The organism is Kitasatospora sp. NPDC036755 (assembly GCF_040636595.1).
GTDB lineage: Bacteria > Actinomycetota > Actinomycetes > Streptomycetales > Streptomycetaceae > Kitasatospora.
Window position 1 is genome coordinate 1 of the sequence record NZ_JBEZUT010000284.1, and the last position, 11,210, is coordinate 11,210.

Genomic DNA, 11,210 nt, shown 5'->3' on the forward strand with positions numbered 1-11,210 from the left:
CCCCGGGCCGGTGGTGGCGTCGCAGCCACGCGCCGTGCGCGAGCCGCAGGCGCGCGAGGTCGAACACCCACTGCTCGGCGCCCGGCACGGCGTACGCCGCGGCATAGGCGGCGTCGGCGTCCACGTCGTCGGCGGCCAGGGCGGTGGCGGCCGCGTACAGGAAGGCGTGGCGCCCGGAGACCTCCGCCGAGCGCGCACCGGCTCCGGCCGCGAGGTGGGCCCGGGCCTCCTCGAGCCGCCCGGTGTGCACGGCGGCCGTCACCAGGTCGAGGACCAGCGTGTGGCGCCAGGGCCGGCCGCCGGGCAGCCGCCCCGGTTGGGTGAGCTCGCCGAAGTGGCCGTACGCCTCCTCGTAGCGCCGGTGGGCGAGCGCGGCCAGTCCGCGCAGATGGGCCAGACGGTCCAGGACGTACCGCATCCGGGCGCGGGTGGCGACCGGTCCGATGGCCCGTTCGATCTCCCGCAGCCCTGCCTCGTCGCCCCGGCCGGCCAGGAAGTGCGCGTAGTACTGGCGGAACATCAGGCCGTTGGTGTGGTAGCCGAGCTCGTCCGCCATCTCGGCCTCGCGCAGGCAGACGGCCGCCCGGTCCCAGTGCCCGAGCAGGTAGTCCTGGTGGGCCCTGGCCTTGGCCACCGAGCCCTGGCTGGCGTAGCCGTGCAGCCCGGAGAAGCGCTGCCACAGCTCGCCGTCGGGGCAGTCGAGCGCGGAGGCGGTCCACAGCAGCAGCCAGGCCGCGCCGGCCTCCTGCTCCTCGGTCATCCGCCCGGCGATCGAGAGGAGGGCGGCCGCCGCGTCCGGCCCGGGGTCGGTCCAGGCCCGCAGGCACAGCCGGCCCACCTCGGAGACGTCGTCCCGGTGCCGTTCCAGGGCGCGCCAGGCCCACGGGTCGTCCGTGTAGGTGGCCGCCAGGAGGAGCTTGAACCAGGCCTGTTCGAGCAGCCCGCCGAAGGACTCGGCGCCGGGGGCAGTCAGCGCGTCGAGGGCCGCGGGCAGCAGCGCGGCGGAGGACTCGAAGTCGACGTGATGGCTCTGGTCCGCGTAGACCACCGCGTACGAGAACAGCGGGGCGATGTCCGGCGGGACGGCACCGCTCCCGATCTCCCCCACCAGGGCGGCGGTGTGCCGCAGTTGCCCGCCGCGCGCCGACATCACCGCGGCCCGGGTGAGCCTGCGGACGCGGTCGGCGGAACCGGGGCTGAGGGCGGCGGCACGTTCGAGCAGGAGCGCGCCCTCCGCCTCGCCGCCCCGCCGGGCGAGGTCCTGACCTGCCTCCTGGAGGCGGTGCGCGAGGTCCTCGTCGGGCAGCAGGGCGGCAGCCGCCTCGTGCGCCAGCCGGCGGGGGTCGTCCGGCGCGAGGGCACCGGACAGCGCGCGGTGCGCCTCCCGGCGCGCGGTGTCCGAGGCGGCGGCGACGACGGCGGTACGGACCAGCGGGTGCCGGAAGACGAGCTGCCCGTCCGGATCGAGCCGGGCCAGTCCGTCCGCCTCGATCCGCTCCAGGATCTGCCGGGCGTTCTCGTCCGCCAGGGCGCGGAGCCACTCGGCGCTGCCGGAGTCCGGGCCGGTGGCCAGGGCGCCGAGCAGCAGCAGGCGGCCGACCTCCGGCGTCACCGCGCCCAGCCGCTCGGCGAACATCCGCTCCAGCTTCCGCCCCAGCGGCAGCCGCTCGGGCAGCGGAGCGGCGCCGCGCTGCTGGGCCGCCCCCAGTTGGCGCGGCAGTTCCACCAGGGCCAGCGGGTTGCCGGCCGCCTCGGCCAGCACGCGTTCCCTGGCGGGCGCCGCGAGTTCGGGGTGGCAGGCGCCCAACAGCAGGACCGCGTCCGCCGGGGGCAGGGCCGGGACGTCGACGGCCTCGGCCGACCACGTCTGGGCGGCCGCTCCGTCCGGGCGGGCGGCTCCGACGATCACCACCGGCAGTTCGGCGCACCGCCGGTGCAGGAAGGCGAAGACGGTCGCGCTCGACGAGTCGATCCAGTGCAGGTCGTCCAGGACCAGCAGCACGGGCGCGGTCCGCACCGCCCGCTGCAGCAGGGCCAGCACGGCGGCACCCACGGCGAAGCCGCTCGGGGTCCCGAAGCGGACGCCGAACGCGCTCTCCAGGGCCTCCCGCTGGTGTGCGGACAGCGCGTCGGAGTGCTGGAGCAGCGACCGGAAAGCCTGGTGGAGGGCGCCGAACGCGAGGTCCGTCTCCGCCTCCGTGCCGACCGCGCGCAGGACGGTGAACCCGCGCTCGCGCGCCGCCCGCTCCACCCAGCCCATCAGCGTGCTCTTGCCGACACCGGCCTCACCCCGCAGCACGACGGTGGAGCCGCTCGCACCGTCCACGGCCTGCACCAGCGCCGCGGTCAGCAGTTCCGTCTGCGGCTGCCGCCCGACCAGGGCCGGAAACCGGCTGTGCTCCGCCACTGGTGCCTCTCCCTCGACCCGGCCGATCCGCTCACCGGGTACCCAAGGTTACCGCTCCCCGGAACCGTCCTTCCCGAGGTCACGGGCCCGGCGGGCGGTCACGGGCCCCTCCGGGGCGCGTCCTGCGGATCCCCGCCCGAGCACGCGGCGCCGAGTTGCTGACCACGCGCGCCTTCGAGCCTCCACCGTAGGGGATCTGCCGTGCGGTCACTCCCGGTAGAGCAGGACGGTGAGCCCCGCCAGGGCGGCGCTGGCGACCAGGGCCCAGGCGATCTGGCCGTGCAGGACGAGGACGGCGCCGGGGGCGGCCCCGGCGAGCATGGTGACGACGGACAGGATCTTGCGCCGCTGGCGGGGCGCGGTGCCGCCGGCCAGGCGGGAGTCGGCGGCCAGGCCGGTCAGGGTGAGGGTGAGCACGGTGGTGGTGAGGTCCGGCACGCCGAGGCCGCGCACCGTGCCGTTGCGGATGCCCATCGCCAGGGCGAGCAGGGCGATCACCGGGTACTGCGCGGGCCCGTCGACGCTCCGGAGGAAGGCGATGGCCGCGGCCACCCCGTACAGCCCGACCTCCAGGACGAAGGCCGTGCGCAGCCGGGCGGCGCGGTGGCTGCCGGCGCGCCGGGCGGCGAGACGGCCGGCCACGCCCGCGCCGAGCAGGAAGGCGGCGAGGGAGGTCAGCGAGCCGGCCACGGAGAAGCCGGGTGCCCCCGCGAGGGCGAAGGCGATCACGACGACGTTGCCGGTCATGTTCGCGGTGAAGACGTGGCCGAGGCCGAGGTAGCTGATCGCGTCGATCAGGCCGCTGACCAGGGTGAGGGCGAACAGGGCCAGGGCCAGCGGGTGGCGGTCGTGGATCTGCGGTGCCGGCTGCTGCGGCGGCGGGGGTGTGGTCACGACGGCTCCTCGTGCGGGGAAGGGGGATGCGGGCGGGGCACCGCCCGGGCCGGGCGGTGCCCCGTGACGGAACCGGCCGGCGGGTCAGAGGAAGCAGGGGTCCGTCGGCAGCTGGGGCTGTCCGGGCAGGGCGAGGCCGCGGGCCACCCGCCAGGTGTGCTGCTCGCCGGAGGCCGCCACGGCCTCCAGGACGCCCTCGGCCTGCTGGACGCCGGCGGCCGGGCCGGGCGCGGGGGTGGCCCGGTAGCCGCCGAAGCGGGTGACCGGGCTCCAGGACGGCGACACCTCGGGCAGTTCGGGCGCCAGGCCCTCGTGCTCCTGGGTGGCGTGGACGGTGCGCCCGCCGACGACGGTCAGGACGGACTCGATGTGCGGGATGTCCGCCTCGGCCACCGCGAAGTAGTCGGCGCTGAGCAGCGCGAGGTCGGCGTAGCTGCCGACGGTCAGGCGGCCCTTGACGTCCTCCTCGCCGGTGAGCCGGGCGCCGCCGAGGGTGTAGAGCTCCAGGGCCTGCTCGCGGCTGAGCCGGTTGTGCTCGGCGGCCAGGCGCCGCCCGGAGACGGCCCGGCCGGAGACCAGCCAGTGCAGGGCGACCCACGGGTTGTAGGAGGAGACCCGGGTGGCGTCGGTGCCGGCCGCGACGGTCAGGCCGCGGTCCAGCATCGCGCGCAGCGGCGGTGCCTCGGCGGCGGCGGGGGCGCCGTAGCGGTTGACGAAGGCCTCGCCCTGGAAGGAGAGGCGGTTCTGCACGGAGACGGCACCGCCGAGGGCGGCTATCCGGTCGAGGCTGTCCTTGCTGACCGTCTCGGCGTGGTCGAAGAGCCAGCGGTTGCCCTGGGGGAAGAGGCCCTCGGCGGCCAGCTTCTCGAACACGGCGAGGTCCCGGCGGATGGTCTCGTCGTAGGTGGCGTGCAGTCGGAAGCCCCAGCCGTTCTCCATCAGCAGCCGGACGGCCTTCTCGAACTCACTCTCGTAGGCGCCCAGTTGCGGACGCGGCTCGGTGAAGTTCTCGAAGTCGGCGGCGGCCCAGGTGAGGTTCTCCCCCGCGCCGTTGAGGCGCAGCCACTCGTCGCCCTCACCGGGGCGCACGGTGTCGACCCAGCGGGTGAGGTCGTCGAGCTCCTGCCCGGCGGTCTGCGGGAAGAGGTGGTAGGCGATGCGCAGGCTCAGCTCGCCGCGGCGGGCGAGCTCCATGACGGTGCCGTAGTTCTCGGGGAAGCTCTGGAAGCCGCCGGCCGCGTCGATCGCGGAGGTGAGGCCGAAGCGGTTGAGCTCGCGCAGGAAGTGCCGGGTGGAGCCGATCCGGTCGGCCTCGTCCAGCATCGGCGCCTTGGCCAGGGTGGAGTAGAGCAGCAGGGCGCCGGGGGCGGCGATCAGCAGGCCGGTGGGCTCGCCGTCGTGGCCGCGCACGATCTGGCCGCCGGCCGGGTCGGGGGTGTCCCGGGTGAAGCCGGCGGCCCGCAGTGCGGCCTTGTTGAGCAGGGCCGACTGGTAGAGGTGCAGCACGAAGACCGGGGTGTCGGGGGCCGCGGCGTTCAGCTCGGCCAGGGTGGGCAGGCGCCGCTCGGCGAACTGGTCGGCCGACCAGCCGCCGACCACCCGCACCCACTGCCCCGGCGGGGTGCGCTCGGCCTGCACCCGCAGCATCGCCAGCGCCTCGCGCAGCGTCCGGACGCCGTCCCAGCGCAGCTCCATCACGTAGTTGAGGCCGCCGCGGATGACGTGCAGGTGGGCGTCGTTCAGGCCCGGTACGGCCCGGCGGCCGAGCGCGTCGACGACCCGGGTGCCGGGGCCGACGAGCGGGATGACGTCCGCGTCGTCGCCGACCGCCTGGATCCGGCCGTCGCGCACGGCCACCGCCGTGGCCTGCGGGCGGCGCGGGTCGTTGGTGTGGACCTTGGCGTTGCGCACGACCAGGTCGGCGGGCTGTTCGGGAGTGCCGGGACGGACCCCGGCAACGGGCATGGTGGACAAGGGGAGTCCCTTCGTTGGGTGGTGCGTGGGTCGGCGCGAGGCCACCCGTCGAACGTAGGCGGCGGGCCGCCGGCGAGGTTCTCCGCAGCGCATGGCCGGTTGCCCCGAAGCGCACTTCGGCGGCCGGCGGTCCGGGCCCGTCCCGTGGTGCGTTGTCGGAACAGTGCCGGGCGCACAGCGGGCAGAACCCTCCGCCCGGGGCGGACTAGTGTCGTCGAACGTAAGGCCCAGCCGATCCGGCCGGATGCCTGACGCAGTGTCAATTTCCTGTGTCCATACCCGCATTCAAGAGGAAGTGAAGACCCATGGTCGACTTCGCCAACGTCCACGCCGCACCGAGCCCGGACCTGCTCACCCCCGACAACGCGATGATGCTGTTCGTCGACCACCAGCCGCAGATGTTCTTCGGCACCGGCAGCGGCGACCGCACCGCCATCATCAACGCCACCGTCGGCCTGGCCAAGGCCGCCAGGATCTTCGACGTGCCGACCGTGCTGTCCACCGTCGCCGCCGAGTCCTTCTCCGGCCCGATCCTGCCCCAGCTGAAGGCCGTCTTCCCCGACCAGGAGGTCATCGACCGCACCTCGATGAACGCCTGGGAGGACTCGGCCCTCGTCGAGGCCGTCAAGGCCACCGGCCGCAAGAAGATCATCCTCTCCGGCCTGTGGACCGAGGTCTGCCTCGTCCTGCCGGCCCTGTCGGCGCTGGACCAGGGCTACGAGGTCTACGTCGTGGCCGACGCTTCCGGCGGCGTCAGCCCGCTGGCCCACGAGCACGCCCTGCAGCGGATGACCGCCGCCGGCGCCGTGCCCGTCACCTGGATCCAGGTCCTCCTGGAGCTCCAGCGCGACTGGGCCCGCACCGAGACCTACGTCCCGGTCACCGAGCTCGTCAAGGAGCACGGCGGCGCCTACGGCATGGGCCTGGTCTACGCCCAGTCCATGATCGACCCGCACGCCGCCGGCTGACCGGCCCGACGGAGTCCGACATGAACACGGGTCTACTCCTGCTGCGCCTGGTCGCCGGCCTGCTGATCGCGGGCCACGGCGTCCAGAAGGTCAGCTTCCACCTCGGTGGCGGCGGACTGGACGGCGGCAGCGCCGAGTTCCGGGGCGACGGCTTCCGCGGTGGCAAGCTCACCGCGATGGCCGCCGGCGGCACCCAGATCGGGGCCGGGCTGATGCTCGCCGCCGGCCTGCTCACCCCGCTGGCCGGCGCAAGTGTCATGGGGGTCATGACCGTCGCCATGACGGTCAAGTGGCCGCACGGGCTGTGGGTTCAGCACGACGGGTACGAGTTCCCGTTCGTTCTGATCGTCATCGGCGCGGCGCTGACCGCCACCGGCCCCGGACAGTGGTCGGTCGACGGGGCCCTCGGCCTCGCCGCGTGGCCGCTGTGGTGCCTGCCGGCGGCCGTGGTCGCCGGTGTGGGCGGCGGCCTGGCCACCCGGCTCGCCCTGCACCGCGGCTGAGGCGGCCGGCACCGGACGGGCTCGGGCCCTGGGCGGATTCCCCGCCCGAGGCCCGGGCCCGTCGGCATGTCCGACCCGGAGCAACCAGTACCGAGAACCACGAAGTACCGAGAACAGGGAGCGAGATGACGATGACGACGACGACGGAAGAGGCCCGCACGCCACGGCCCGGCCCGACGGCTGCCGGAAACGGAGCACCGATCGGCCCGGACCGCGGAGCCCCCACGGACGCGGACCGGTCGGCCGACCCGCGCCGCGAACCGGACCTGCACGCCATGACGCGGCTCACCCTGCGGCCCATCGCCTCGCCGATGCCCCTGGGCTTCTTCACGGTGGCCATCTCCTCCACCGTGGCCAGCAGCCTCCAGCTCGGCCTGGTCGACGGGGCGTACCGGCAGGCCGTGGCGCTCACCCTCTTCTCCGCCTTCGCCCTCCAACTGCTGGTCAGCGTCCTGGCGTTCGGCGCCCGCGACGTCATCGCGGCGACGCTGATGGGCGGGTTCGCCGGCGCCTGGCTGGCCAACGGCCTCGTCACCGCGGCGGACGCCCCCGGCGGCGCGCGGGTGCTGGGCGTGATGAACCTGGTCTTCACGGTCTTCGCCGCCCTGATGGCCTCGGTGGCGAGGCCGAAGAAGGTGCTGTGGGTGCTCCTGCTGATCGCCGTGCCGCGCTACTTCGTCGCCGGCCTCTACGGCGTCTCGGGCGTGGCCTGGCTGGGGCATCTCGCCGGGGCGCTCGGCATGCTCCTCGCGGCGGTCGCGATGTACGCGGCCTACGCGCTGATGCTGGAGGAGCTCCGGGGCCGGGAGGTGCTGTGGATCGGGCGCAGCGGCCCCGTGCACGACGCGATGCACGCGGGGCTCGCCGACCAGTTGGAGCGGCTGGAACGCCAGGCCGGCGTCCGCCGGACCCTGTAGCCGGCATCCTGTCGGGCCTCCCGCCCGGCACTGCGCGTGGGTTCCGGTCCGGACTGTGGTCCGCTGCCCCGGACCCGTGTGACGCGATTAGGCTGTGCCCGTACCGAGGGATCTCGGTACGGGCACAGCCGAATCGCGTCATGTCCGTGGTGCGAGGCGCGGGTTCCGGCGGCCGCCGTCTCACCCGCCCTCGACCAGCCTTGTCAACTCCGCGTCCCAGTCCACCGGTTGGGACTCGCTGCCGCGTGGGACGCGGACCAGGCTCTGCTCGTGGAGCCAGCTGTGCACCGGCCCGACCGGAACGTCGATCGAGGCGGTGCCGTCGTCCCCCCGCAGCGTGATCCGCAACTGCCGGCGGCCGTGGCAGCGGCACGGCGGCGAGATCCGCACGTCGCCCGTCCCGGCGGGCCGGTGCAGGCCCTTCCAGAGCAGGTCGCGGGAGAACTCCCAGATGCCGACCGCCGGATCGGAACCGGGGAACTCCATGACCACGGCGAACGGCTCGTCGACGCGGTACACGAAGCGCACCGGAAGGTCGATGAACTTCCCTCCCCCGAGGTCGAGTCGTGCGTTCAGAACGGGCGTGGCGGATTCCGCGCCCGCTCCGGGGCCCCGGTCGGGACGCGGAAACGGGAAGGGCCGGCGTCCGGGCACGGTACCTCCGGGGACGGTGGGCGGGAACGATGGGCGGAAACGGTGGGCGGGAACGGTGGGCGGGAACGAGAAAGTGCCGGGCCCGCCGACGAACGGGCCCGGCACTGAGCGGAGCCGGGCCTGCCGACGAACAGGCCCGGCCCGCGGTCACTCCCCGGTACCGGGGGCGACGACCAGGTGCTCGGCGAGGAACCAGACCTGGGTCTCGCCGGTGCGGATGATCTGGGAGACCAGGAGGTCCTGGGTGCCGTCGTCGCCGAGCTCCGCGGTGCGGGTGGCGGCGTCGCGGACGTCGGCCAGGACCGTCTCGTGGGCGTCGAGCAGGCGCGAGAGCATCGACTGCACGCCCTCGATGCCGTCCGGCGGGCGCGGCACGCCCGTGATCTGGGCGGCGTGGCGGGGGTCGCCCACGGCGACGCCGCCGAGGCTCTGCACGCGCTCGGCGAGCACGTCGATCAGCTCCAGCTGCTCCTGGGCGTGCTTGTCGAAGAGCAGGTGCAGCTGGTAGGCGGTCGGCCCGCGCATGCCCCAGTGGTACTTCTTGTACAGCGCGTACAGGAACTGGGTGTCCGCGAGGACCCGGTTGAGCCGCTGGCACGAGTACTGCCGGGCGTCGTGGGAGAGCGCGATCGGCAGCTGGGTGACGGTCCCGAACTCCTGGAGTTCCGGGCCGTGCTGGTGGAGGTGCGGCTGCTGGCTGGTCATGGTGCTCCTGGGCTGGGTGCTTGCGGGGGTGGTCACTTGGCGACGGACCGGACGGCGTCGCGGATCACGTCGGCGACGCACTCGGGGTGGGAGAGCATCACCAGGTGCGAGGAGTCCACCTCGACGGTGGTGGCCCCGGCGCGCCGGTAGCCGAACCGCTGGACGTCGGGGTTGAGGGTCCGGTCGGCACTGGCGACGATCCCCCAGGACGGCTTGGTCCGCCACGCCGCGGTGGGCGCGGCCTCGCCGAACGCGGCCGCGGCGAGCGGCCGCTGGGAGACGGCGAGGACCCGGGCGAGCGCCGGGTCGACGTCGGCCGCGAAGATCTCCGGCAGGCGGTCGACCTCCACCGAGACGTCGGTGCCCTCGCCCTGTCCGCCGTCCAGCGGGAACGGGCTGTACACCAGGGCGGTGGCGAGCTCGGAGTCGGGGAAGCCGCCCTGCAGCTCGCCCAGGCTCTCCCCCTCCTCCAGCGCGTAACCCGCCAGGTACACCAGCCCCTTGACGTTGTCCTCGGCGCCCGCGACGGTGATCACGGCACCGCCGTACGAGTGACCGACCAGCACGACCGGCCCGGGGATCCGCCGGACCACCGACGCGATGTACGCGGAGTCCCCGATCAGGCTGCGGTTGGGCACGGCCGGCACCACGACCTGCAGACCGTCGCCCAACAGCTCCGGGACGACCCGGGCGAAGCCGGAGGCGTCGGCGAAGGCGCCGTGCACCAGCACGACGGTGGGCGTGTCGTTCGTCGTCATGACGTGAGAGTCCTTAACTGAGGCCTCGCGCAAGCCTTTTCGGAGGCCTCGGGATCGCTGACTTCTGTGGCCTCCAGGCTAGGAGGACGACGCCCAGGGCCTGTTCCGACACTGCACTGCCTACGGTCGTTCCGCGCACCGGCTCCGGAAGCCGCGCCCGCCGGACGACTCCCCGGACGACTCCCCGACGGACTCCCCGACGGCGGTGCCCCCCGAGGGCGCCGCCCCGGCCGTAGCGCTCTCGGACGACACGGGGTGCTCTCCCAGGCAATCCGCCGCCGCGGGCCTCGCCTAGCGTGTAGCCCGTCGCGGCCGCACCGCTGCCGTACGAACCACTGCCGCACGAACCCGCAAGAAGGGGAAACCCCATGCCGTACATCACCGTTGGCCAGGAGAACACCACCTCCATCGACCTCTACTACGAGGACCACGGCACCGGCCAGACCGTCGTGCTGATCCACGGCTTCCCGCTGAACGGCGACTCCTGGGAGCGCCAGAGCGCCGCACTGCTGGACGCCGGCTACCGCGTCGTCACCTACGACCGCCGCGGCTTCGGCCGGTCCTCCCACCCCACCACGGGCTACGACTACGACACCTTCACCGCGGACCTGAACACCGTGCTGGAGACCCTCGACGTCCGCGACGCCGTCCTGGTCGGCTTCTCGATGGGCACCGGCGAGGTCGCCCGCTACGTGGGCACGTACGGCTCGGAGCGCATCGCCAAGGTCGCCTTCCTGGCCTCCCTGGAGCCGTTCCTGCTGAAGACCGAGGACAACCCCGAGGGCGCCGCCCCGAAGGAGTTCTTCGACGGCATCGTCGCCGCGGTGAAGGCCGACCGGTTCGCCTTCTACACCGGCTTCTTCAACGACTTCTACAACCTGGACGAGAACCTCGGCACCCGGATCTCCGAGGAGGCCGTCCGCAACAGCTGGAACGTCGCGGCGAGCGGCGGCGCCTTCGCCGCCTCGGCCGCGCCGACCACCTGGTACACGGACTTCCGCGCCGACATCGCCCGCATCGACGTGCCGGCCCTGATCCTGCACGGCACCGGCGACCGCACCCTGCCGATCGACAGCACCGCGCGCCCGTTCCACAAGGCCCTGCCGGCCGCCGACTACGTCGAGATCGAGGGCGCCCCGCACGGCCTGCTCTGGACCCACGCCGAGGAGGTCAACGAGGCGCTGCTCGCCTTCCTCGCCAAGTAACGCACCGATTCGAGCGCCGGGCAGCGCTCCGGGCGGCGCTCCGGCCAACGCGCCGCGCACCTCGGCGAGTTGGCCGCGCGACGACCGGCCGCACCACCCGGCCGGCCGCCGCCCCCCACCACGGCGGCCGGCCCCGCACCGGTAACGCCGTCGCCGGCCCCCCCCGGACCGCGACCGCGGGACCGGCCGCACCGCCGCGCCCCGCGCCCCCGCCCGCGGGCGCCG

The 11,210-nt window shown here is 74.2% G+C and carries 10 protein-coding genes; 4 read left to right on the forward strand and 6 right to left on the reverse strand.

Annotated elements, in window-relative coordinates; translation table 11 throughout:
• The 3 genes from AB0E96_RS31390 to AB0E96_RS31400 all read right to left on the reverse strand — a co-directional run.
• Nucleotides 1-2,407 (reverse strand): ATP-binding protein (locus AB0E96_RS31390; RefSeq protein ID WP_359829166.1); only part of this gene is annotated, 2,407 nt, incomplete at its 3' end.
• Between the two features lie 207 nt (nt 2,408-2,614).
• On the reverse strand, nt 2,615-3,301 hold the full coding sequence (locus AB0E96_RS31395) for a YoaK family protein (RefSeq protein WP_359829167.1): 687 nt from the start codon (nt 3,299-3,301) through the stop codon (nt 2,615-2,617).
• Between the two features lie 84 nt (nt 3,302-3,385).
• On the reverse strand, nt 3,386-5,266 hold the full coding sequence (locus AB0E96_RS31400) for an amidohydrolase (RefSeq protein WP_359829175.1): 1,881 nt from the start codon (nt 5,264-5,266) through the stop codon (nt 3,386-3,388).
• A gap of 314 nt (nt 5,267-5,580) precedes the next feature.
• Here AB0E96_RS31400 and AB0E96_RS31405 point away from each other — a divergent pair, with 314 nt between their 5' ends.
• The 3 genes from AB0E96_RS31405 (at nt 5,581) to AB0E96_RS31415 (ending at nt 7,663) form a co-directional block, all read left to right on the forward strand.
• Nucleotides 5,581-6,243, forward strand: a complete 663-nt coding sequence (locus AB0E96_RS31405; RefSeq protein WP_359829168.1) for a hydrolase — start codon at nt 5,581-5,583, stop codon at nt 6,241-6,243.
• Nucleotides 6,244-6,263: 20 nt separating this feature from the next.
• Complete coding sequence (locus tag AB0E96_RS31410) at nt 6,264-6,746, forward strand: DoxX family protein (protein WP_359829169.1); 483 nt, start codon at nt 6,264-6,266, stop codon at nt 6,744-6,746.
• A gap of 131 nt (nt 6,747-6,877) precedes the next feature.
• Nucleotides 6,878-7,663: a hypothetical protein gene (locus tag AB0E96_RS31415; protein WP_359829170.1), complete on the forward strand. Its 786-nt coding sequence runs from the start codon at nt 6,878-6,880 to the stop codon at nt 7,661-7,663.
• A gap of 180 nt (nt 7,664-7,843) precedes the next feature.
• Here the strand turns inward: AB0E96_RS31415 and AB0E96_RS31420 are convergent, their stop codons facing one another.
• From AB0E96_RS31420 to AB0E96_RS31430, 3 genes are all read right to left on the reverse strand, one after another.
• Nucleotides 7,844-8,191 carry an SsgA family sporulation/cell division regulator gene (locus AB0E96_RS31420; protein ID WP_359829171.1) on the reverse strand — a complete coding sequence of 116 codons (348 nt, stop codon included), beginning with the start codon at nt 8,189-8,191 and terminating at the stop codon, nt 7,844-7,846.
• Nucleotides 8,192-8,464: 273 nt separating this feature from the next.
• Nucleotides 8,465-9,022 (reverse strand): DNA starvation/stationary phase protection protein, encoded by a 558-nt coding sequence (locus AB0E96_RS31425; RefSeq protein WP_359829172.1) that lies wholly within the window; start codon nt 9,020-9,022, stop codon nt 8,465-8,467.
• Between the two features lie 32 nt (nt 9,023-9,054).
• Nucleotides 9,055-9,780 (reverse strand): alpha/beta hydrolase, encoded by a 726-nt coding sequence (locus tag AB0E96_RS31430; protein ID WP_359829173.1) that lies wholly within the window; start codon nt 9,778-9,780, stop codon nt 9,055-9,057.
• 368 nt (nt 9,781-10,148) lie between these two features.
• On the opposite strand from AB0E96_RS31430, the gene AB0E96_RS31435 reads away from it, so the two are divergent.
• Entirely contained in the window at nt 10,149-10,985 is an 837-nt protein-coding gene (locus AB0E96_RS31435) for an alpha/beta hydrolase (protein ID WP_359829174.1), read from the forward strand.
• Nucleotides 10,986-11,210 lie beyond the last annotated feature (225 nt).